The organism is Arthrobacter sp. BI5 (assembly GCF_056680065.1).
This window is the reverse complement of the sequence record NZ_CM155264.1, coordinates 38,250-61,312: the sequence shown is the minus strand read 5'-3', so window position 1 is coordinate 61,312 and position 23,063 is coordinate 38,250. Positions and strand designations below refer to the sequence as shown.

The window sequence follows — 23,063 nt, the reverse complement described above, 5'->3', positions numbered from 1 at the left end:
CCGGCGGGCTCCGGAGAAGTCCCCCGCCCGTCCGCGCCGCCCCCCGATGGGATGCTGCGGATCCGCGGCGGGATCGGCGGCCTCAGCTTCCAGTTCGAGGAACTGCTCGCCGGCGCGGCGGCGCTGGACGGTGTGGTGCGCGAGCTGTACGCCCTGGAGGCAGAGGCCGACGGCGTCCGCCGGGCGCTGTTCGACTACCAGTCCGACTCCTACCGCAGCGGCAGCAACGCCATCATCGCGGTCGGGGAGGCCGGCCGGGACGTCGGCCGTGTCCGGGCCGAGTTGGAACGCATCGCGGCCCAGGTCCAAGCCTGCCACCGGGAGTACGAGTTCACCGAAGCCCGGAACGCCCTGCTGCTCCGGATAGGGGTCTCCGGCCCGGAGTACGGCTCCGCCCTGCGGCCCTTCGAACTCCCCGGCGTCCGCGACCAGGTCGAACACGGGATGGCCATGGCTCCCGGTGGTCTGGCCCTGTTGCTGGGGCTGCCTGCTCCGCTGGCCGGGGCCGTCGGCATACTCAGCGGCCCTGCCGACGTCCGCCACGCGATCCGGGGGCTCTCGACAACGCCCGGGCTGGAGTTCCTGAGGCCGCGGCCGGTCACCATCGTCGCCAGCGAAACGGCCGTTGCGAACGTAGACCTGTCCCCGGCGGGCCTGCTGCGGCGCGCGGAAGCGGTTGGCCGGACCAGCGGCGACATTGAAGTCATTCGGGTCGACGGCGGCAACCGGCGCGCCTGGACGGTCATCCTGCCGGGAACGCAGCTCGGCGGCCTGCCCGAGGGAACGAACCCGTTCGATGCGGCGGGCATCGCCGAAGGACTCGGCTACGACTCGCAGGCGACGGCCGGTGCCATCCGGCAGGCCCTGCGGCAGGCCGGTGCGGAGTCGGGCGAACAGCTCGCCGTGGTCGGCTACAGCCAGGGAGGCATCCATGCCATGAACCTCAGCAGGGACAAAGCCTTTCTGGCCGAGTTCGACCTCAAGTTCGTGCTGACGGCCGGTTCCCCGGTCGGCGGCATCACCCCGGAGCCGGGGATCGGGAGCCTGCACCTGGAGCACCAGAACGACTGGGTGCCCGGAGCCGACGGGCTGGCCAACGCGGACACCAAGGACCGGGTGACCGTCACCTTGACCAATGAGCTGGTCATGCCGCCGCCGCAGGACTTTGGCCTCGCTCCCGGCCACCGGCTGGAAAACTACGCGGACGGGGCGGAGGCCGTCTCGGCGAGCCGGGATCCCTCGCTGCAGGCGTCCACCGCGGCGCTGGCGGCGGTAGTCGGCGCGGGCGGCACCGCGACGGTGACCAGATTTTCCTTGCGCCGCGAGGCGCTGCCCGCGCAGGGCGTGGTCACGGCTCCGGGGCCGGACCGCCGGGCCGGCCAGCCGCCCACGGCCCGGTCCGCGCCGCGGACAGGACCGGCCGTGAAACCGGTGCCGCTGGGCGTGGCCGGTTAGCGCCGGCGGCCGCCCGGCAGCCTGCCGGCAACCAGGGACACCACGGTAATGATGATGGCGGCGAAGACCGCGGTCCAGAAGAACGAATCGATGGTGAAGTGCACCGGCGTGTAAGCGCTCAGCCAAGAGGTGAGGTAGAGCATCGCGGCGTTGATGATGATGGTGAACAGCCCCAGCGTGAGGATGGTGAGCGGCAGCGACAGCAGGCTCACCAACGGCTTGACGAGGGCGTTGACGATTCCGAAGATGAGCCCGATGAATAGGTAGGCCAGGATGATCCCGATCGCATCCGTGCCCTGCGTAACGCCGCTGTTGGCCACGGCCCCGGTGGTGGCGGAAGTGGAGATATCCAGCCCGGGAAGGATCCAGCTGGCAATCCATAGGGCCAGTGCATTGACGATGACCCGCACGAAGAGTGAGCGCATGGCCTCATGCTGTCACATCGGCCGACCTTCCGGCAGGAGGGCGAAGTAGGCTATGGGGCATGACTTCATCAGACAACCCGGCCGGCGGGATCCGCCCGCGGCCGGTGGTAGACCTGCTTCCCCGTTACGCCGCCGGCAAACCGCCGGTGCCCGTCGACGGACTCGTAAGCTACAAGCTGTCCTCCAACGAGAACCCCCTGCCTCCGATTCCTGCAGTGCAGCAGGCCATCGCCGCGCAGACCGACTTCAACCGCTACCCGGACCCGCTGAGCACCAAACTGCGCGGGGCGCTCGCCGGCTTCCTGGACGTTCCGGCGGAGGACATCGTTACCGGCGCCGGCAGCCTCGGCGCCCTCAACCAGCTGCTGGCCACCTTCGCCGGCCAGAACGACGACGGCAAGGCCGACGAAGTCATCTACGCGTGGCGCTCCTTCGAGGCGTACCCCATCAGCGTCGGCCTCGCCGGCGCGGAGAGCGTGCAGGTCCCGCTGACTTCGGACGGCCGGCACGACCTGGATGCGATGGCGGCTGCCGTGACGGCCAGGACCCGGATGATCCTGCTGTGCACCCCGAACAACCCGACCGGGCCCATCCTCACCACCGAGGAGACCGAGCGGTTCCTCAAGACGGTCCCGTCGGACATCGTGGTGGTCATCGACGAGGCCTACCAGGAATTCGTCCGGGCCGAGGACGCCGTCGACGGCATCGAGATGTACCGCAAGTACCCCAACGTCGTCGTGTTGAGGACCTTCTCCAAGGCGCACGGGCTGGCCGGACTGCGCGTGGGCTACAGCGTGTCCCAGCCGGACCTCACGCAGCACCTGCGTGTCACCGCCACGCCGTTCGCGGTTTCCCAGATCGCCGAGGGAGCGGCCGTCACCTCGCTCGAGCATTTCGGCGAGGTTGTAGAAAGGGTACAAAGCCTGGTCGACGAACGGGACCGCGTGACCGCCGGGCTGCGCGACTTGGGCTGGTTTGTGCCGGACGCCCAGGGCAACTTCGTCTGGCTCAACCTGGGCGCCAACACTGCCGAATTCGCGGCACTGGCGGGGGAGCGGGCACTGTCCGTCCGCGCCTTCGGCAACGAGGGGGTACGGGTCAGCATCGGCGAAGTCGAAGCCAACACCCGGTTCCTGGAGTTGTGTGCGATCTATACAAAACCCCCGCAGCGTTCCTAGCGCTTAACACGAAACCCGCGGCATGCGGCCTGCGGATAAAGTAGGGGACGAGTAAGCCAATATATATGCCGGGCCAGGAATGCATGCCCGGTCCGGCATATATCCCAGCGATTGCGGCGCATTCGGGTGCGGCAGGCAAGGAGACGGTATGGGCGCCACACATCTGCCCGCTACCGAGTTCGACGGAACCGAAGTGGATGACCAGCTCGAGGCGCAGGCCGAGGCCGTGCTGGGCGATCCGGACGTCCCGATGGTCCAGCTGCTAAGCCCGGACGGCAGCATGGGCACCGATCCGGTGTTCTCCGAGTACGCCGCACGGCTCGACGCCGAAAAACTCCGCGGCTTCTACGCCGACATGGCCAAAATCCGCCGCTTTGACGTCGAGGCAACCGCACTCCAGCGCCAAGGCCAGCTGGCCCTGTGGGTTCCGCTCACCGGCCAGGAGGCGGCGCAGATCGGGTCCGGCCGGGCGAGCCAGCCGCAGGACTACATCTTTCCCACCTACCGGGAGCACGGCGTCGCGCTGACCCGCAACGTCGACCTCGCCGAGCTGCTGCGCCAGTTCCGCGGTGTGTCCAATGGCGGCTGGAACCCCAAGGACACCAACTTCCACCTCTACACCCTGGTCCTCGCCGCCCAGACGCCGCACGCCGTCGGCTATGCCATGGGCATCCAGCGGGACCAGAAGCTCGCCGCGGCCAGCGCGGCCCACGCTGCCGACGGGGACGCGGCCGGAGCGCAGGAGCCCAAGGCTGCCGTTATGGTCTACTTCGGTGACGGCGCCAGCTCCGAGGGCGATGTCCACGAGTCCATGGTGTTCGCCTCCTCGTACAACGCCCCCGTGGTGTTCTTCTGCCAGAACAACCACTGGGCCATCTCCGTGCCCACCACCGTCCAGACCCGCATTCCGCTCTCCAACCGCGCCAAGGGCTACGGCTTCCCCGGCATCCGGGTGGACGGCAACGACGTGATCGCGGTGCACGCCGTCACCGAATGGGCCCTCGAGCGCGCCCGCGAAGGCAAGAGCCCGGTGCTGATCGAGGCCTTCACCTACCGCGTCGGCGCGCACACCACCGCCGACGATCCGACGAAGTACCGCGGTTCGGAGGAGGAGGCACAGTGGCGGGCGAAGGATCCGCTGGACCGGCTGGAGAAGTACCTCCGTGCCGAAGGCTTCGCCGACGACGCCTTCTTTGAGCAGGTCAAGGCGGACGGCGACGAACTCGCGGCTTACGTCCGCAGGACCATCCATGACCTGGGCAGCCCGGATATCCGGACGGCTTTCGCCAACACCTACGCCGAGGCGCACCCCCTGGTGGCCGAAGAACTGGCATGGTTCGAGCAGTACAGCGCAGGCTTCGCCGACGAGGCGGAAGCGCCCGGGCCGGCCAGCGCGGCAGATACAGACGGAGCGGTGCGCCGATGACCACCATGACCATTGCCAAGGCCATCAACGAAGGCCTCCGCGCCACCCTGGCCAACAATCCCCGCACCCTGCTGATGGGCGAGGATATCGGGCCCCTCGGCGGCGTCTACCGTGTCACCGACGGCCTGATCGGCGAGTTCGGCGCGGACCGCGTGGTGGACACCCCGCTGGCGGAGTCCGGCATCATCGGTACCGCAATCGGCCTGGCGCTCAGCGGCTACCTGCCGGTCTGCGAGATCCAGTTCGACGGCTTCGTTTTTCCGGGCTTCAACCAGATCACCACGCAGCTGGCGAAGATGCATTCGCGCAGCAACGGCAACCTCACCGTCCCGGTCGTCATCCGCATCCCCTACGGCGGCGGCATCGGCTCGATCGAACACCACTCGGAATCCCCCGAAGCGCTGTTCGCCCACACCGCCGGACTGCGCATTATCACCCCCTCCAACCCGCACGACGCCTACTGGATGATCCAGCAGGCCGTCGACTGCCTGGACCCGGTGATCGTCTTCGAGCCGAAGCGGCGCTACTGGCTCAAGGGCGACGTCGACACCGACTCCCCGGGCCAGTCCGCGGACCCGTTCAAAGCCCACGTGCTGCGCGCCGGGACCGACGCCACCGTGGTGGCCTACGGCCCGCTGGTCCCCGTGGCCCTCGCCGCCGCCTCGGCTGCGGCCGAGGACGGCCACAGCATCGAAGTGATCGACCTGCGCTCCATCTCGCCGATCGACTTCGACACCGTCACCGCCTCGGTCCGGAAAACGGGCCGGCTGGTCGTGGCGCACGAGGCACCGACGTTCGGCGGCATCGGCGGCGAAATCGCCGCCCGCGTCAGCGAGCGGGCCTTCCACTCCCTCGAAGCCCCGGTCATCCGCGTCGGCGGCTTCCACATGCCCTACCCGGTGGCCAAGGTGGAAGAAGACTACCTGCCGGACATCGACCGCATCCTTGAGGCGCTGGAACGCGCCCTCGCCTACTGACGGGGATCTCCATGACCGTAAACAAGTTCAACCTTCCCGACGTGGGCGAGGGCCTGACCGAGGCCGAAATCGTGTCCTGGAAGGTCAAGGCCGGCGACACCGTCGCCGTCAACGACGTGCTGTGCGAAATCGAGACCGCCAAGTCCCTCGTGGAGCTTCCCTCGCCCTACGCCGGCACCGTCACCGAGCTGCTCGTCCCGGAAGGCGTGACCATCGACGTCGGGACGCCGATCATCAGCGTCTCCGACGCCGACGCGCCGGCTGCCCCGGCCGCCACCCCTGTGGCGCCCGACGTGGCGGCCCCTGCCCCGGCCGCCACCTCTGCTACGCCGGCTCCTGCGGCGCCGATGTACGGAAAGCTGGACGCGTCCGACGCCGCGGAGCCGGGAGGGCCACCGGCCGGCGGCCCGCTGGTTGGTTCCGGCCCCAAGGCCGACGCCGTCAAGCGCCGCCGCCGGATCGCCGCACCGTCGCCGGCCCGGGCAGTCTCCGCCGTCCCCCAGGTGGCCCCCGCCCCGGTGGTCACCCCCGCTCCCGCCGTCGAGGCGCACGACATCTGGATCAGCCCGGACGCCGTATCCCACGCGGAACGCAATGCCCCCGCAGCCGGCATTGACCCGCGCCCGACACTGGGCGGGGCCATCACCGGCCTGGTCAACCGGGTCCTGGCCAAGCCCCCGGTCCGGAAAATCGCCCGGGACCTCGGCATCGACCTGGCCGACGTCGTGCCCACCGGCGCGCGCGGCGAGGTGACCCGGGAGGACCTGGTCAGCTACCAGGCCCAGCGCGACGCCGAGCTGGACCAGGCGGACTCGTTCTGGGGCAAGACCGGCCGTCCCCAGGAACAGCGGATCGAGCGCATCCCGGTGAAGGGCGTCCGCAAGGCCACCGCCCGGGCCATGGTCGAGTCGGCCTTCGCGGCCCCGCATGTGAGCATCTTTGTGGACGTCGACGCCAGCCGCACCATGGAGTTCGTCAAGCGGCTCAAGGCCTCCCGCGACTTCGAGGGCATCAAGGTCTCGCCGCTGCTGATCCTCGCCAAGGCCGTAATCTGGGCCGCGGCACGCAACCCCAGCGTCAACGCGAGCTGGGTGGACGCCGAAGACGGCAGCGACACGGCGGAGATCCACGTCAAGCACTTCATGAACCTCGGCATCGCCGCCGCGACCCCCCGCGGCCTGATGGTGCCGAACATCAAGAACGCCCAGGACCTGTCGCTCAAGGAACTTGCGCTGGCGCTCAACGAGCTGGCCACCACCGCCCGGGCGGGCAAGACCCAGCCGGCGCAGATGCAGGGCGGAACGCTTACGGTCACCAACATCGGTGCCCTGGGCATCGACACCGGCACGCCGATCATCAACCCGGGCGAGGTGGCGATCGTGGCTTTCGGCACCATCAAGCAGAAGCCCTGGGTGCTCGACGGCGAAGTGATCCCGCGCTGGATCACCACGCTGGGCGGCTCCTTCGACCACCGGGTGGTGGACGGGGACCTCTCGGCCCGCTTTATGGCCGACGTCGCTTCCATCCTGGAAGAGCCGGCCCTGCTGCTGGACTAAGCCGGGCGCTGGCTGCGCGCCCCAGGTTTTCGGCCGGTTGCCTGCGTTCCCGCCCGGTTGTTCCCGGCCGGGGCCACCTGGGCCGGAGGAAAGCGGCGGTTCTACGGGCCCGGAGCGGACCCGGAAGCCGACGGGCGGCCGAAGAACCGGGCGGGAACGTCGCAGGTCGACGCGAGGTCCGGCCTAGCTGCCGGAGAAAGAGGCGAGCAGCTGGCTCATGGCCGGGTCGCTGCCCCCGGCGGCCACGGCAACCGCGGCGGCAAACACCACGCCGGCGAAACCGAAACTGGCGGCCGTGACCGCCCCCAGGAATTTCCAGTCCTCGCGCAGCACGCTCCGGACGGTGGCGGGCATCCGCAGGGCCGGGGAGATCAGGTTCGGGGCACTGTCCACGGAGCCGTCGTCGAGGTAGGCAACCACCCGGCCGGCGGCGCGGTCGACGCGCATGGTGCTGATGTGGTTGCCGTGCCGGGCCAGCAGGATGTCGTGGCCGACGAGCTGGCGGCGCTGAAGGGCGGGCATGGTGCCTCCGGAAGAAGTGGGCGGATAGGACTGTCCGCACCATCGGGGGCACCGTCAATTTTACCGCCGCGCAGGGCGCCGATGCCGACAAAGGCGGGTGAGACTGCCCACGAGGGGTGGTGACGGGGGACAAGTCGGCGGAACCTGTCCGGAAGCTGCGCGGCGGGATTAGAGTGGCACCAGCCGCCGCCGAGCCGGCGAACGCCGATCAAAGGAGATTTTGCGTGTTCTCGAGCCCGTTCCCCGCTGTAGATATTCCCGACGTCAGCCTCTACGAGTACCTTTTCGGCGGTCTGCAGGAGGCGGACCTGGACCGGGTCGCCGTCGTCGACGGCACCAGCGGCGCGGAGACCAGCTACCGCGAGCTGCGCGACCGGGTCAACGCCCTCGCCGGTGCCGTCGCCGCCCGGGGGCTGGGCCTCCACGGCGTCGCCGCCATCCTGTGCCCGAACATCCCGGCGTTCACCGTCGTGTTCCACGGGCTGCTCCGGGCCGGCGCCACGGTCACGCCTGTCAATTCGTTGTACACGGCCGACGAGATCGCCAAGCAACTCACCGACGCCGGAGCCAGCTGGCTCTTTACGGTCTCCGCGCTGCTGCCCGCCGCCCGGGAAGCGGCCGGCCAGGCGGGCATCCCCGCGGAGCGGCTGGTGGTGCTCGACGGCGCCGAGGGACACCCCTCGTTGGCGGATCTGCTCAGCAGCGGTGCTACGGCCCCGGACGTGAGCTTCGACGCTGCAAGCCACGTAGCCGTGCTGCCGTATTCTTCGGGGACCACCGGGCGGCCCAAGGGCGTGATGCTCAGCCACCGCAACCTGGTCGCGAACGTGGAACAGTCCCGCGGGCTGCTCAAGGTGCGGCCGGACGACCGGCTGCTGGCACTGCTGCCGTTTTTCCACATCTATGGACTGACAGTGCTGCTGAACCTGGCCCTCCGGGAGCGCGCCCGCCTGGTCACCATCCCGAAGTTCGACCTCGCGGAATTCCTGCGCATGGTCCAGGACCACAAGTGCAGCTATCTGTTTATCGCCCCGCCGGTGGCGGTGGCCCTGTCCAAGCACCCGCTGGTGGCGGACTATGACCTCAGCTCGGTGCACACGACGCTCTCCGGCGCGGCGCCGCTGGACGGGGAACTGGGGGCGCGGCTAGGCGAGCGGCTGGGCTGCCGGGTGCTCCAGGGCTACGGCATGACGGAGATGAGCCCGGTTTCCCATTTGATCCCGGTCGATGCGACGGACGTTCCGGTCAGTTCGGTGGGCTACACGGTCCCGAATATGGACTGCCGGCTGGTGGACCCGGCCACGGGGGAAGAAATTGAGGTCCCCGCGGAGGGAACCAGCGCACCGGGCCACCTGCTGTGCCGGGGGCCGAACGTGATGCTGGGGTACCTGAACCGGCCGGAGGAAACGGCGGACACCCTCGACCCGGACGGCTTCCTGCACACCGGGGACGTCGCCACGGTGCGGGCGGACGGGGTGGTCTCGATCGTGGACCGGCTCAAGGAACTGATCAAGTACAAGGGCTACCAGATCGCACCGGCCGAGCTTGAGGCCCTGCTGCTCACCCACCCCGGCATCGCCGACGCTGCCGTGATCGGAACCGCCGACGCCGACGGCCAGGAAGTGCCGATGGCCTTTGTCGTGCGGCAGCCCGGCGCAGCCGGCGATCAGTTGGACGCGGCCGCCGTGGAGGAATTCGTCGCCGCGAGGGTGGCCCCGTTCAAGAAGATCCGGCGGGTGGAGTTTATCGAGGCCGTGCCGAAGTCATCCTCCGGCAAGATCCTGCGCCGGATGCTTAAAACGACGGAGCCGGCGCCGCAGCCCTAGGCGTACTGCCCTGGCACTGCGCGCCGGCTCCGCCGGTTTACTCCATTGGAGTGCTTGCTAATCGGGGGTGTCGGTCTTGGCGATGTAGACGTCGCATGGGGCGTTGTGGGCCACGCTGTTCGCAACGCTCCCCAGGACGCGCCCCAGGCCCCGCATCCTGCGGTTCCCCACCACGATCATCTGCGCGCCGGCACGCTCCGCTTCCTGGATCAGCGCCTCCGCGGGCTTGCCCCGGGCGGCGGAGTAGGTGACATTGATCTCCGCCGTGCGCAGGCTCTCGGCGACGCCCTTGGCGACCTTCTCGGCGTCGTCAGCGTCGGAGACAATCCACCGGTCGCTGCCGCTGCCGAACACCTCGGTCCGGTCGCTGTCGAAAGCACTGACCACGTGCAGGGTGGCGCCGAGGGAAACGGCCAGGTCCCGGGCCGTGTGGGCGGCCTTCAGGGCTGTTTCACTGCCATCGACGCCGACAACGATGATTCCGGTCATATGCGACTCCTCTGGTCAGGCATGAATATGGTCAGGCGCGGTTCAGTCCACGGCAATGATTCAGGCTACAACGCCGCGATGGCTTCCCGCAGTACCGGTGCCAAGCGGCGCACGCCTTCCTCGATGGCGTCCGGCGGCACCGCGCTGAAGGCGAGCCGCAGCTTGTTGGAGGGCTCGTCCGAGTGCGTAAATGCTGCGCCGGGAATGAAGACGACGCCCGCGTCGATGGCCTTCTGCAACAGCGGGTAGGTATCCACGCCCTCGGGCAGGGTGACCCAGACGAAGAAGCCTCCCTCCGGCCGGGTCCAGCTCAGCCCCTCGGGCATGTACTTCTGCAGGGCGGCCAGCATGGCCTCGCAGCGTTCCTGGTACAGCCCGCGGTAGGTGGCGATCTGGCCCTGCCAGTCGTAGTCGCGCAGGTAGGCGGAGACCAGCATCTGGTTGAGCGTGGGCGGGCAGAGGGTGACGGCTTCGGAGGCAAGGTAGTAGCGGCGCTGCAGGTGCGCCGGGACCAGGGCCCAGCCGATCCGCAGGCCGGGGGCGAAGATTTTGGAGAACGACCCCATATAGATGACATCGTCCGGGTTGCCGGCCCGTAGCGGCGTCAGCGGCTGGCCGTCGAAGCGCAGCAGCCCGTAGGGGTTGTCCTCCAGAACCAGAATATTCGCATTGCGGCATATGTCCACGACCTGCTGCCGGCGCTCGGCGGCGAGGGTGATGCCGGAGGGGTTGTTGAAGCTCGGGATCGTGTACAGGAACTTGATGCTCTTGCCCGCCGTCTGCAGGGCGGCGATCTTGGCCTCAAGGAGGTCCGGGATGATTCCGTTCTCGTCCATCGGGACGGTGCCCACCTCCACCTGGTAGGCCTCGAAGGTGTTGAGTGCGCCGACGTAGGTGGGATCCTCGACGAGGACAACGTCGCCCGGGTTGCAGAAAACCTTGGTCGCGACGTCCTGCGCCGATTGTGAGCCCGCCGTGATGACGACGTTCTCGGGCTTCGCGTCGAGGATCCCTTCGGCCGCCATGACCTCGCAGATCTGCGTGCGGAGCTCCTCGGTGCCCTGCCCGCCGCCGTACTGCAGCGCTGTCATGCCCTGTTCGGCGATGATCTTGGCGGCGGACTGGCCGAGGCGCTCCAGCGGGAGGGACTGGAGGTACGGGCTGCCGCCGGCCAGGGAGACGAGGCCCGGGCGCAGGGAGATGTCGAAGACGTCCCGGACGGCGGATTGCTTGATATTGGCTGCGCGCTCCGAGAAAAGCCTCTCGTGGCGGTGGGCGGACGTAGCCGCACGTTCGATTGCGTCAATTGCCTCGGCCGGAAGGAACTCTGCGGCGGCATCAAGTGTTTCGTGGGTCACAGTCCTAGGATACAGGCCATCGTTGTCACAGGGAAAACTTTTGTTCACAAATCCAACGGGATGCCGGGACGCAGGACACCCCCGGCAGCGGAGGTCGCTGACGGGGGTGTCGGTCCTGCCGGGGCCTGGCTCAGGCCGCGGCGGTGCGGCCTTCGGCCAGGGCGTCGAAGACACCCTTGATCTGCTCCACGATCTCGGCGTCGTCCTTCGGGTGGACCTCGGCGAAGCGGACCATCGAACCTGGGACGGCGAGCTTGACGTCCTCCAGCACCTGGGCGCCGGCGATGCCCACGGCCTTGCGGGCCTCGTCCTGGGCCCAGACGCCGCCGTATTGGCCGAACGCGGTACCGACGACGGCGGTCGGCTTGCCGTTCAGGGCGCCGGCGCCAAAGGGGCGGGAAAGCCAGTCGATGGCGTTCTTCAGCGGCGCGGGAACGGTGCCGTTGTATTCCGGGGTGACCAGCAGCAGGGTGTCGGCGTCGTTGGCGGCGGCGCGCAGCGCGGCCGCGGCGGCGGGAACCTGGCCCTCGACGTCGATGTCCTCGTTGTAGAACGGGATGTTGCCGAGGCTTTCGTGGATGACGACCTCGACCTGCTCGGGAGCGTTGAGCTGGATGGCTTCGGCGAGCTGGGCGTTGGTCGAGCCGGCGCGCAGGCTGCCGACCAGGGTGAGAACGGTGTTGGTAGTCATGGGACTCCTCGTATCGCGCCGCGGAGGCTCCGGCGGCTGGATGGTCTTGGAGGCTTGGAGGCCTTCATCCATCTAAACGGACTGCGGTCCGCTTATTATTCCCCGGTACTAGAATGGGCGGTGTGAGCCTCATCCCAATCCGCCCCGTGGGGACGGTGCCCGGTACCGCGGGTACCTCTGACGGTGCCCAGGGCCCTCCCGCGGGCCCTTCGGCCGGCGGGGCCGCCGGCCTGGCTGCCGGGCGGACCGCCGACTCCGAGCGCCGTGACGCGGCCCGCAACCGCGAGCTGCTGCTCCGGGCCGCGCGGGAGCTGGTCGAGGAGTGCGGGGCCGACGGCCTCACTATGGCGAACCTCGCCGGGCGGGCGGGGGTGGGCAAGGGGACCGTGTTCCGGCGGTTCGGCAGCCGCGCGGGCCTGATGATGACCCTGCTCAGCGACGCCGAAGCCCAGTTCCAGGGCCGCTTTATGTTCGGGCCGCCACCGCTGGGACCGGGCGCCCCGCCGCTTGACCGGCTCATTGCCTTCGGTGCGGAGCGGATCGCCTGGGTGCTGGAATACGGTGAGCTTGCCCGGGCGGCGGACGTGTCCGCCTACAACCGGTTCGATGTTCCCGCCGCGGTGCTCTGGCACAGGCATCTGGAGCTGCTGCTGCGCGAAGCCGGGGTAACCGCGGATCCCTGGCTGATGGCAGGCGCCCTGAGTGTGACCCTCGAACCGGAGCGCATCCTGCATTCGGTCCGGGTCCATGGCGTCTCCCCGGAACGGCTGGTCGAGTCGTGGCGGGAGCTGGTGACGCGCGTGGTCCGCGGCGCGTAGGCTAACCGACCGGCGCGGAGACCGCCAAGTCAAATCCATTCAACTGAGTTATTCATAACGATCTGGTAGTGGACATATCGTTTCGCCGCCTTTGACGCGCTTCCCCGCGATACCTATGTGGTAGTTTCCTCTGGAATGTGACCCGCAACATAGCCCGACTGGGCTAGCCGCAAGGCCTGCGGGCGGCCAGGCACCCGCTGGCCGAGATCCCGGATCGGCAGCGGACACCCCGCTGCCTTATGGGGGGACGACGGAAGGATCCACGCTGTGAATGTTGTCATGACCCCGGCCTGCGGACAGGCCGGTCCAGCCGGCCCGGCGGCGTCCGGAACCGCGCAGGCCACGGCGATCCTGACCTAGCCGCATGCTCCGATACCTTGCCAAACGTGCCGTCACGTATGCGTTCATGATCTTCCTGACCACCAGCGCCGGGTACTTCCTGGCGGTCACCAGCCTCCAGCCGGCGCTGCTGGAGCAGGAAAAAATCCCGCGTCCCACGCCCGAACAGATCGCCAACTCCTTCCGGCTCAAGGGCCTGGACCCGGCGCTGAGCCCCTGGGAGCGCTACGTGGACTGGCTCACCGGGATCGTCACCCGCTGGGACTGGGGGCGGAGCCCCAACGGCGCGTTCGTCAACGCCGAGTTCGGCGACCGGGTCTGGATCTCCACCCGGCTGTTCCTGGCATCGATCATCCTGACCCTGATCATCGGCGTCGCCCTGGGCGTCTACACCGCGGCCCGGCAGTACAAGTTTTCCGACCGCGCGATCACCTCCTACAGCTACCTCGTGTACATCGTGCCGGCCCCGATCGCCTACTTCCTGGTCCAGCTCGGCGCCATCAACATCAACGAGACCGTGGGCGAACGCGTCCTGTTCGTCACCGGGATCTCGACGCCCGGGCTGGACGGTGACGGCTGGGTCCAATTCCTCGACATGCTGGCGCACTATGCGGTGCCCACCTTCGCGATCACCATCGTGGGCTGGGGCGCGTACCAGATCGCCCAGCGGCAGTACCTGCTGGACAACGTGAACGCGGACTTCGTCCGCACCGCCCGGGCCAAGGGACTCACCCGCAACCAGGCCATCACCCGGCACGCCCTGCGTGTGTCCTTCATCCCGGTGGCGCAGAGCATCGCCTTCACCATCCCGGCCATCTTCGCCGGCGGGTTCTTCGCCGAGAAGATCTTCGCCTGGCACGGCGTCGGCTCCTGGAGCATCGACGCGATCGCGCTCCAGGACGTCAACGCGGCCACGGCGACGCTCGCCTACGGCTCGGTGATCTTCGCGATCGGGGCGATCCTCGCCGACTTCGCCACCACCCTTGTCGACCCGAGAGTGCGGGTGCAGTAGCCATGACGAACCTGAACGCCATCGATCCGGCCGCCGTCGCGGAAGAAGCCAAGATCGAGAACAACGACGTCGTCATCGCGAAGTCGAGGATCATCGTGCGGCGCTTCCTGCGCAACAAAACCGCGGTGACCGGCCTGGTGATCTTTGTGCTGCTCACCGTGCTGTCCCTGATCGGCGGGATCTTCTCCAGCTGGGACAAGGAGACCATCGACCCGTTCAACATCGGCATGGGGCCCTCCTCCGAGCACCTGCTCGGCACCTCCCAGGCCGGCATCGACCTGTACGCCCTGACCGTGGAAGGCACCCGGGTTTCCATCCTGATCGGCCTCGTCGTGGGCCTCGTGTCCGTGTTGATCGCGGCGGTGTACGGCTGCACCATGGCCTACTTCGGCGGCAAGGTCGACAAGGTGATGCTCTTCATCCTGGAAGCCCTGATCATGATGCCCGCCCTCCTGGTCGTCGCCGTGGCCACCAGCGGCGGCGGCAACGGGCTGCAGCAGAACCTGCCCAGCTGGATGCTGCTGATCATCGTCCTGCTGATCTTCAACTGGATGGGAACCGCCCGCCTGATCCGCTCGCTCTCGATGTCGCTTATGCAGCGCGACTTCGTGAAAGCCGCGCAGTACATGGGCGTTCCCCCGCGGCGCATCGTCTGGCGCCACCTGGTGCCGAACATCGGCTCGCTGCTGGTCCTGGACATCACCCGGGGCGTGACCGGTGCCATCCTGGCCGAGGTCGCGTTCTCCTTCATCGGCATCGGCATCAAGGTTCCCGACGTGAGCCTTGGCGTGCTGATCGGCCAGGCCACCTCCCAGGTCTCCACCTTCCCGTGGATGTTCTGGGTGCCGCTGACCGTGATGTTCCTGCTGACCGGATCGCTCGCCATGATGAATGACGGCCTGCGTGACGCGTTCGATCCCAGCTCCAGCTCTATTGGCAGCGCCAAAAAGAAGAAGAAGAACCCATGAGTAGCGACACCACGGCCACCGACCTGAGCACCGCCGAACGGCTGCGCGTCGCCGGGCTGCACGCCCCAGATGATGCCCCGGCAGGTGCGGTGCTCTCCGTCCGCGACCTCAACGTCCGCTTCAACACCGAGAACGGCGTGGTGCACGCGGTCCGCGGCATCGACTTCGACCTGATGCCCGGCAAGACCCTCGGAATCGTCGGCGAATCCGGTTCCGGCAAGTCCGTCACCTCGATGGCCATCATGGGCCTGCTGCCGGAAACGGCCCAGGTCACCGGCTCGGTCCGGCTCAAGGGCCAGGAACTGCTAGGGCTCAGCGACAAGGCCATGTGCCGCTTCCGCGGCAACGAGATGGCGATGGTCTTCCAGGACCCGCTGTCCTCGCTGACCCCGGTCTACACGGTGGGCAACCAGATCATCGAGGCGCTCACGGTGCACAACCCCACCATGAGCAAGCAGGCCAAGGAAGCGCGCGCCGTCGAACTCCTGGGCATGGTGGGCATTCCCAGCCCCAAGGACCGGCTCAAAGCCTTCCCGCACGAATTCTCCGGCGGCATGCGGCAGCGCGTGATGATCGCCATTGCGATCGCCAACAACCCGCGCGTGCTGATCGCGGATGAGCCGACGACGGCGCTCGACGTCACCATCCAGGCGCAGGTCCTCGAGGTGCTGCACACCGCGCAGGAGGAAACCGGCGCCGCCGTCGTCATGATCACGCACGACCTGGGTGTGGTGGCCGGCATGGCCGACGACATCATGGTGATGTACGCCGGCAAGCCGGTGGAAACCGGCAGCGTCGACGACATCTACTACAACGCCCGGATGCCGTACACCATGGGCCTGCTGGGCGCCGTGCCCCGCGTGGACGTGGCCGAAAAGACCTCGCTGGTGCCGATCGAGGGCATTCCGCCGAACCTCATCCACGCGCCCACGGGATGCTCGTTCGCGCCGCGCTGCCCGCTGGTCAGCGAGGCGTGCCTACAGGGCGAGCCCGGGCTCTTGCCGGTCAGCGGAAGCGGCGACGGCACCCTGGAGCACAAGGCCGCCTGCATCAAGGCGGAGTCCCTCGGCGCCGACGTGGACGTGCACGAGATCTTCCACGCCCCCGAGGTCCCCGTATCCCGGTTCGACGCGGTCCCGCGCGCCGAACGCAAGGCGGTCCTGGAGCTCAGGGACGTCAAGAAACACTTCCCGCTGATGAAGGGGGCGCTGATCAAGCGCCGGATCGGCACGGTCAAGGCCGTGGACGGCCTGAGCTTCGACATCCGTGAAGGCGAGTGCTTCTCGATCGTGGGCGAGTCCGGCTGCGGCAAGACCACCACGCTGTTGGAAATCATGGAATTCCACCGCGACCAGGACGGCGAGGTGAAAATCGGCGGGCTGAGCAACAAGGCAGCCTCCGATGCCAGGACCAAGTCCGCCATGCGCAAGGAACTCCAGATGGTCTTCCAGGACCCCACCGGTGCGCTGGACCCGCGCTTCACCGTCTACGAGGTGCTGGCCGAGCCGCTGGAGAACTCCGGGATGGCCAAGCCGGCCATCCGGAAGCGGATCATGGAACTGATGGAGCTCGTGGGCCTGCAGCCGGACCACGTCAACCGCTTCCCGAACCAGTTCTCCGGCGGCCAGCGCCAGCGCATCGGCATCGCCCGCGCCCTGGCCGTGAACCCCAAACTCGTGGTCCTGGACGAGCCGGTGTCCGCGCTGGACGTCTCCGTCCAGGCCGGCGTCATCAACCTCCTGGATAAGCTGCGCGCCGAGCTGGGCCTGAGCTACCTGATGGTGGCCCATGACCTGTCCGTGGTGCGCCACATCTCCAACCGCGTGGCCGTCATGTACCTGGGGAAGATCGTGGAAATCGGGGAAGTCGACAGCGTCTTCGACAACCCCCGCCACCCCTACACCAAGGCCCTGCTCTCCGCGATCCCGGTACCGGACCCACAGCTGGAGCGCCGCCGCGAACGCATCATCCTGCAGGGGGACCTGCCGTCGCCGCTGGATGCGCCCAAGGGCTGCAACTTCGCCACGCGCTGCCCTGTCTTCGCCGCACTCCCTGCCGCCAGGCAGGAAAAGTGCCTGACCCTGGAACCGCCGCTGGAAACCGCGGCACCCGCCCAGGCCACCGGCCCCCGGAGCGCCGGGACGCCGTCGGCCCCCACAGACCAGCAATTCGCCTGTTTCTACCCGGACGGCGAACTGGACGCGGACATGTTGGTTGTCCACGAGTCCCTCTGACGCACCAAACCGCACCTGAACCACAACTCGCACCAAAATGAAGGGGATCATTATGAAGAATCTGACCAAGATCGGCGGGGTGGCCGCCGTCGCGGCAGCCCTCGCGCTGACCGGCTGCGGCGGAGGCGGCGCCACCACGACCGCCGAAAGCGCCAAGGCCCAGGATGCGTCCGGCGACATCAACAAGCTCATCAGCGTCAACGCCAAGAAGGCGGACGAGCTGAAGCAGGGCGGCACCGTGACGCTGCCCGTCGGCAACATCGGTCCGGACTTCAACGGCTACTCCAACGCCGGCAACTCCGCGGACAACACCGAACTGCACTACCCGATTGACGAGGCCGGGTACGTGGGCTGCTGGAAGCTCGACTTCGACGGCACCGCCAACCTGAACAAGAACTTCTGCGAAGACTTCAAGAGTGAGGTCAAGGACGGCAAGCAGACGATCACCGTCAAGATCAACCCGAAGGCCGTGTACAACGATGGCACCCCCATCAACGCCGCGACTTTCGTCAACACCTGGAAGATGCTCAACGGCAAGAACAAGGACATCGACATCGTCTCGTCCGGCGCCTACGAGTTCATCGACTCCGTCAAGGCCGGCAGCAGCGACAAGGAAGTCATTGCCACCACCACCCAGCCGGTCTATCCGCTTAGCGACATCTTCGGCGGCTTCGTCCCGCAGGCCGTCAACACCCCGGAGATCTTCAACACCGGGTTCTCCGGCGAACTGCACCCGGAATGGATGGCCGGCCCGTTCAAGGTGGACAAGTTCGACTCGGCTGCGAAGACCGTCACCATGGTCCCGAACGACAAGTGGTGGGGTGAGAAGCCGGTCCTGGAAAAGGTGGTCTTCCGCCAGCTCGAGGCCAGCGCCGAGATTGCCGCGTTCAAGAACGGCGAGGTCGATATGGCCGACGGCCGTACGCTGACCAAGTACAAGCAGCTTGAAGGCACCAAGAACTCCGAGGTCCGCCGCGGCCAGCGCCTGTTCGCGGGCGGCCTGAACCTGAACGCCCAGAAGGCCCCGCTGACCGACGTTGCGGTCCGCCAGGCCATCTTCACGGCGGTCGACCGCCCCGCAGTCCGCGCCGTGCGCTTCGGCGGCCTGAACTGGGAAGAGGAAAGCTCGGGATCGATGATGCTGATGCCGTTCTCCAAGTACTACCAGGACAACTACCCGGTCAAGGAAGCCGGCGCTGACGCGGCCAAGAAGGTCCTGACCGACGCCGGCTACAAGGCCAACGCCAAGGGCACCATGGAAAAGGACGGCAAGCCCGTTTCCTTCAAGATCACCAACTTCGGTGATGATCCGACGTCGCTCGCCACCGTGCAGACCCTGCAGAAGCAGCTCCAGGCTGCCGGCATGGAGGTCGGCATCGACCAGCGCGGCGACGCCGACTTCGGCAAGGTCCTGGGCAGCCGCGACTTCCAGCTGACCATCAGCGGCTACACCGTCGGCGCCGACGCAACCTCCGGCGTAAAGCAGTTCTACGATTCCAAGACCAACGAAAACGGCCTGGGCGATGCCGAGCTGGACAAGGCCATCAAGGACCTCGCGTCCATCCAGGACGACGCCGAGCGCAACAAGGCGGCCATGGAGGTCGAGAAGAAGCACATGGCGAAGTACTACTCCATGGGCGTCATCATGAACGGCCCGCAGATCTACTTCGCCCGCACGGGCCTCGCCAACTACGGCGCGTCCCTGTTCCAGACCCCGGACTGGAGCCTGGTGGGCTGGCAGAAGTAACGCTCCCTCACATCTAGCGGCTTTTCGGGCGACGCTCCCTCACCTCGTGTGGGAGCGTCGCCCGAACTGTTTCCGGATCTGAGGGAGCGTCGGCATGTTTGGCGCCGGATCTGGGGGAGGGTCGCCTGATTTGTTGCCGGACCTGAGGGAGCGTCGGCGGGTAGCGTGGAGCCATGACCTCCGAACCCGCCAGCTCGTCCCGCAGCCGCACCGCGCCGGCGCCCATCCGCACCGCGGTCGCCGGCTTCGGCCTCTCCGGCAGTGTGTTCCACGCGCCGCTGATTGCCGCCAACCCGGCTTTTTCGCTCGACGTCATTGCCACCTCCGACGCCGGCAGGAAGGCGGCCGCTGCCGCCAGCTACCCGTCGGCCAGGATTGTCGACACCCCTGCCGCGGTAATGGAACTCGCCGGTGAGCTGGACCTGCTGGTGCTGGGAACACCGCCGGCCACCCACTACCCCCTGGCCAAGGCTGCGCTGGAGGCGGGGCTCGACGTCGTCGTGGACAAGCCCTTCACAGTGCGCAGCGCCGAGGGCGCGGAACTGGTGGAACTCGCCGCACGGCTGGGCCGGGTGCTCACTGTCTTCCAGAACCGGCGCTGGGACGGGGACTTCCTGACCGTCCGGACCTTGCTGGCCGGCGGTGCGCTGGGCACTGTCACGCGGTTCGAATCACGCTTTGAGCGCTGGGCGCCGACGGTCACAAAAGCGTGGAAGGCGGCGGCCACCCCCGACGACGGCGGCGGGGTCCTGTTCGACCTCGGCACCCATCTGCTGGACCAGGCGCTGCAGCTCTTCGGCCCCGCCGCCGTGGTCCACGCCGAACTGGCGGCCCGCAGGCCCGGCGAGCGGGCGGACGACGACGTGTTCGTGGTTCTGCGGCACGACTCCGGGGTCACGAGCCACCTCTGGATGAACCTGCTCTGCGCCCAGCAGGGGCCGCGCTTCCGGATCCTCGGCAGCGACGGCGGCTTCACCAAACACGGCGTCGACCCGCAGGAGCCCTATCTGGCCGCCGGCGGGGGCCCGCTGGACGCCGGCTACGGGGTGGAGGACCCGGACTGGGCCGGGCTGCTGGGCCGCGACGGCCGCCTGGACCGCCTGCCCGCCGAACGCGGCGCGTACCCCGAGTTCTACCGGATCCTGGCGGAAAAAATCGCCGACGGCGGCGCGTCCTCGGCCCTCCCCCTCCCGGTGGATCCCGCTGGCCCGGTGGAAGTCCTCAAAATAATCGAAAAGGTGCGGGAACTGGCCGCTAAGGGGGCTTAACGCACGCAACGCTGGACGACAGACATCCGGCAGCGTGCGTCAAAGCGACGAAGTGGGCCCACACCGTTCGGGTTCCCTGGCCGAGCTTGCGAGGCGAGGGGAACGGTGGGGAGCAGCACGCAGAGGATGTGTGTCGTCCAGCGTTGCAGGACGATGCCGGGATCGGCTAGTTACGCGGAGACCAACTCGTGCCAGTCGGCGACGAGGGGCAGGTTGTGCGCCTCGGAAACCGACTTGTGGGCGACGCGGCCACCGGCGATGTTGAGGCCGGCGGCGAGGGCGGCGTCGCGCTCAAACGCGGCCTTGACGCCCAGGTTGGCCAGCGAAACGGCGTAGCGCAGCGTGACGTTGGTCAGGGCGTAGGTGGAGGTGTTCGGCACGGCGCCGGGCATGTTGGCGACGCAGTAGAAGATCGTGTTGTGGACCTTGTACGTCGGTTCCTGGTGGGTGGTGGGGTGCGTGTCCTCGAAGCAGCCGCCCTGGTCCACGGCGATGTCCACCAGCACGGAGCCGGGCTTCATCCGGGAGACGAGTTCATTGGTGACCAGCTTCGGGGCCTTGGCGCCGGGGATCAGCACGGAGCCGATCACGAGGTCGGCGTCGACCACCGACTTCTCGATCTCGTAGGCGTTGGAGGCAACCGTCTTCAGGCGGCCCTGGTACTGGGCATCGAGTTCGCGCAGCCGGTTGATGTTGATGTCCAGGATGGTGACGTCGGCGCCGAGGCCCAGGGCCATGGCGGCGGCGTTGGTACCGGCCACGCCGGCGCCCAGGACAACGACCTTGGCCGGGCGGACGCCCGGGACGCCGCCGAGCAGCACGCCCTTGCCGCCGGCCGGAGCCATCAGCGAGGTGGCGCCGACCTGCACGGACAAACGGCCGGCCACCTCGGACATCGGGGCCAGCAGCGGCAGCGACCGGCCCTCCTGCACGGTCTCGTAGGCGATGGCCGTGACGCCGGAGTTGATGAGCTCCTGGGTCAGTTCCGGCTCGGCGGCCAGGTGCAGGTAGGTGAAGAGGATCAGGCCCTTGCGGAAGCGGTGGTATTCGGCCTTGACCGGCTCCTTGACCTTCATGACCATGTCGGCGCGGGCCCAGACGTCGTCGGCCTCGGCGACGATCTCGGCACCGGCAATGGCGTATTCCTCGTCCGTGATGCCGGAGCCGAGGCCTGCGCCGCGCTCCACCAGGACGGTGTGGCCGTGGTGGCGGAATTCGTGCACGCCGGCGGCCGTGATGGCCACGCGGAATTCGTTGTTCTTGATCTCTTTGGGGACACCGATGATCATTTTTTGGCTCCAGGAGTGGCGGCCGTGCGGGCCGGGGTGTGCGGGGAAGTCGTAATTCCAGAATAGATCCGGCTGTGAGGCAGGCGACAGCGGCGGCGGACCGGAAGCCCCGCCCGCCCGCGTGTTTCAGGGGTTCTGCCAAACCTCCGTGCGACAAATGTCGAGTGCGGAAACGTCAGGTGTCGCCTGATGTCCGTTGCGGTCCTGTTCGTCGCCGCGGCCGTCCGGGCAGTAGTGTGGCAGCATGCAGCAGCAGGACGTGGAGCAGCTCGTGGAGCGCGTGGCCCTCAGGCTTGGCCGCGGCCTCTCGCTCGAAGACCTCGACGGCGTCCTGCTCGCCTACAGCTCCAACCAGTCCCATGCTGACCGGGTCCGGGTGAACTTCCTGCTCAGCAAGCGGGTTGCGGCGGACGTCAGCGCCTGGCAGCTCTCGCACGGCATCGCGACGGCGGTGCGCCCCGTCGTCGTACCGGCCAACGAGGAGCTGGGAATGCTCGGACGTGTGTGCGTCCCGCTGCTGGTCCGCGGGTTCCGGGTGGGCTACCTCTGGGTGCAGCTCGACGCCGAGGAACCCACCGCGGGCACCGTCCTGGCCCAGCTGCCGGACGTGGCGCGCGAGTTGGAGGAGCTCTCCGCCCTGCTCCTGGACTCGAACACCGCCGAATCCGAGTTCCGCCGCCGGCGCGAGCAGGAGTTCCTCGCTGCCTGCCGCGGCGAACCGAACGCGGTGGCCGCCGTCGCGGGCTGGAAGGAAGTGCAGGGCCGCGGGCCGTGGCAGCTGGTCACCGTCCTCGACGCCGACGGCTGGGCCGAGGGATCGGACCCGATCGCGTCCACACTGATCCACCGTTCCGCCGCGTTGCAGGCGACCATCGGCGTGGACGCGGCCCTGTTCAGCGCCGGGACCGAGACGCACGCGGTGGTGCTGTTCAAGGAATCCACCGGCCGGGCCGACCACGCCCAGGTGCTGGTCCACTACCAGCTGGAACTGGCCAAACGCGCCGGCCGCCCGGTCCGCCGGATCATCCTGGGCACCTCCGAGGGCTTCTCCCGGCCGCGTGAACTGGCTGAGGCGTACCGGCAGTCCCGCCAGGCGGCGCAGGCCGCCGCCGTGGACCCCCAGCTCGGCGAACTGGTGGACTGCCGCGCCACCGGCCTCTACCAGTTGCTGGCCTCGGCGGGCGGCGGCGCGGGCGCCTGGGCGGACGCGGGCTCCGTGTACTTCCGGATGCTGGAGGACCATGACCGCAACGGTGAACTCCTGCCGGTACTGGAGCTTTTTTACGACAACGACAGCTCGGTCCAGGAGGTGGCGGCCAAACTGCACCTGCACCGCAGCAGCATCTACAACCGGCTGGGCCGGATCCGCCAGGTGCTGGGCGTCGATCCGCTCAAGGGAATGGTTCGGCTGGAACTGCATGCGGCGCTGAAGGCGCGCCGCTGGGCCGAACGGCCGAGGATCTAGGTTGCCGAGGATTTGGGTGG

19 protein-coding genes are annotated in these 23,063 nt (G+C 68.1%); 13 read left to right on the top strand and 6 right to left on the bottom strand.

Annotated features, from left to right (window positions below; all coding sequences use genetic code 11):
- Positions 1-51: 51 nt before the first annotated feature.
- Positions 52-1,455, top strand: a complete 1,404-nt coding sequence (locus AC1MED_RS00285; protein WP_479784799.1) for a hypothetical protein — start codon at positions 52-54, stop codon at positions 1,453-1,455.
- On the opposite strand, the gene AC1MED_RS00280 is transcribed toward AC1MED_RS00285, so the two are convergent.
- Complete coding sequence (locus AC1MED_RS00280) at positions 1,452-1,880, bottom strand: phage holin family protein (RefSeq protein WP_479777506.1); 429 nt, start codon at positions 1,878-1,880, stop codon at positions 1,452-1,454. The genes AC1MED_RS00285 and AC1MED_RS00280 overlap by 4 nt on opposite strands.
- Positions 1,881-1,939: 59 nt before the next feature.
- Here AC1MED_RS00280 and AC1MED_RS00275 point away from each other — a divergent pair, with 59 nt between their 5' ends.
- From AC1MED_RS00275 to AC1MED_RS00260, 4 genes are all read left to right on the top strand, one after another.
- Positions 1,940-3,058, top strand: coding sequence for a histidinol-phosphate transaminase (locus tag AC1MED_RS00275; protein ID WP_479784797.1), 1,119 nt, complete (start codon positions 1,940-1,942; stop codon positions 3,056-3,058).
- Between the two features lie 148 nt (positions 3,059-3,206).
- Positions 3,207-4,484 (top strand): pyruvate dehydrogenase (acetyl-transferring) E1 component subunit alpha, encoded by a 1,278-nt coding sequence (pdhA, locus tag AC1MED_RS00270; protein WP_479784795.1) that lies wholly within the window; start codon positions 3,207-3,209, stop codon positions 4,482-4,484.
- A complete protein-coding gene (locus AC1MED_RS00265) occupies positions 4,481-5,461 on the top strand; it encodes an alpha-ketoacid dehydrogenase subunit beta (RefSeq protein WP_346958839.1) in 981 nt (326 codons plus the stop codon). Before pdhA ends, AC1MED_RS00265 begins: the two co-directional genes overlap by 4 nt.
- A gap of 11 nt (positions 5,462-5,472) precedes the next feature.
- Positions 5,473-7,017 carry a dihydrolipoamide acetyltransferase family protein gene (locus AC1MED_RS00260; RefSeq protein WP_479784793.1) on the top strand — a complete coding sequence of 515 codons (1,545 nt, stop codon included), beginning with the start codon at positions 5,473-5,475 and terminating at the stop codon, positions 7,015-7,017.
- 183 nt (positions 7,018-7,200) lie between these two features.
- Here AC1MED_RS00260 and AC1MED_RS00255 read toward each other — a convergent pair whose 3' ends face one another.
- Positions 7,201-7,539 carry a hypothetical protein gene (locus AC1MED_RS00255; RefSeq protein ID WP_346958841.1) on the bottom strand — a complete coding sequence of 113 codons (339 nt, stop codon included), beginning with the start codon at positions 7,537-7,539 and terminating at the stop codon, positions 7,201-7,203.
- 224 nt (positions 7,540-7,763) lie between these two features.
- On the opposite strand from AC1MED_RS00255, the gene AC1MED_RS00250 reads away from it, so the two are divergent.
- On the top strand, positions 7,764-9,365 hold the full coding sequence (locus AC1MED_RS00250) for an AMP-binding protein (protein WP_479784792.1): 1,602 nt from the start codon (positions 7,764-7,766) through the stop codon (positions 9,363-9,365).
- A 57-nt stretch (positions 9,366-9,422) separates the two neighbouring features.
- Here the strand turns inward: AC1MED_RS00250 and AC1MED_RS00245 are convergent, their stop codons facing one another.
- The 3 genes from AC1MED_RS00245 to AC1MED_RS00235 all read right to left on the bottom strand — a co-directional run bounded on the left by AC1MED_RS00245 (position 9,423) and on the right by AC1MED_RS00235 (position 11,903).
- Positions 9,423-9,854 carry a universal stress protein gene (locus tag AC1MED_RS00245; protein ID WP_346958843.1) on the bottom strand — a complete coding sequence of 144 codons (432 nt, stop codon included), beginning with the start codon at positions 9,852-9,854 and terminating at the stop codon, positions 9,423-9,425.
- Between the two features lie 65 nt (positions 9,855-9,919).
- Positions 9,920-11,212, bottom strand: a complete 1,293-nt coding sequence (locus AC1MED_RS00240) for an aminotransferase-like domain-containing protein (protein WP_479784791.1) — start codon at positions 11,210-11,212, stop codon at positions 9,920-9,922.
- Positions 11,213-11,342: 130 nt separating this feature from the next.
- The gene (locus tag AC1MED_RS00235) at positions 11,343-11,903 is read right to left on the bottom strand and encodes an NAD(P)H-dependent oxidoreductase (protein ID WP_479784789.1); all 561 of its coding nucleotides are present in this window, start codon (positions 11,901-11,903) and stop codon (positions 11,343-11,345) included.
- A gap of 230 nt (positions 11,904-12,133) precedes the next feature.
- Here AC1MED_RS00235 and AC1MED_RS00230 point away from each other — a divergent pair, with 230 nt between their 5' ends.
- From AC1MED_RS00230 to AC1MED_RS00205, 6 genes are all read left to right on the top strand, one after another.
- A complete protein-coding gene (locus tag AC1MED_RS00230; protein WP_479786722.1) occupies positions 12,134-12,721 on the top strand; it encodes a TetR/AcrR family transcriptional regulator in 588 nt (195 codons plus the stop codon).
- Between the two features lie 364 nt (positions 12,722-13,085).
- Positions 13,086-14,072 (top strand): ABC transporter permease, encoded by a 987-nt coding sequence (locus AC1MED_RS00225; RefSeq protein WP_346958846.1) that lies wholly within the window; start codon positions 13,086-13,088, stop codon positions 14,070-14,072.
- 2 nt (positions 14,073-14,074) lie between these two features.
- Complete coding sequence (locus AC1MED_RS00220) at positions 14,075-15,040, top strand: ABC transporter permease (protein WP_346958847.1); 966 nt, start codon at positions 14,075-14,077, stop codon at positions 15,038-15,040.
- On the top strand, positions 15,037-17,274 hold the full coding sequence (locus tag AC1MED_RS00215; RefSeq protein WP_479784787.1) for an ABC transporter ATP-binding protein: 2,238 nt from the start codon (positions 15,037-15,039) through the stop codon (positions 17,272-17,274). The genes AC1MED_RS00220 and AC1MED_RS00215 overlap by 4 nt, the downstream gene beginning before the upstream one ends.
- Before the next feature lie 52 nt (positions 17,275-17,326).
- Positions 17,327-19,021, top strand: coding sequence for an ABC transporter family substrate-binding protein (locus AC1MED_RS00210; RefSeq protein ID WP_479784785.1), 1,695 nt, complete (start codon positions 17,327-17,329; stop codon positions 19,019-19,021).
- A gap of 173 nt (positions 19,022-19,194) precedes the next feature.
- Complete coding sequence (locus AC1MED_RS00205; protein ID WP_479784783.1) at positions 19,195-20,289, top strand: Gfo/Idh/MocA family protein; 1,095 nt, start codon at positions 19,195-19,197, stop codon at positions 20,287-20,289.
- A 170-nt stretch (positions 20,290-20,459) separates the two neighbouring features.
- Here AC1MED_RS00205 and ald read toward each other — a convergent pair whose 3' ends face one another.
- Entirely contained in the window at positions 20,460-21,578 is a 1,119-nt protein-coding gene (gene ald / locus AC1MED_RS00200) for an alanine dehydrogenase (protein WP_479784781.1), read from the bottom strand.
- Between the two features lie 244 nt (positions 21,579-21,822).
- On the opposite strand from ald, the gene AC1MED_RS00195 reads away from it, so the two are divergent.
- The gene (locus AC1MED_RS00195; RefSeq protein WP_479784779.1) at positions 21,823-23,043 is read left to right on the top strand and encodes a PucR family transcriptional regulator; all 1,221 of its coding nucleotides are present in this window, start codon (positions 21,823-21,825) and stop codon (positions 23,041-23,043) included.
- Positions 23,044-23,063 lie beyond the last annotated feature (20 nt).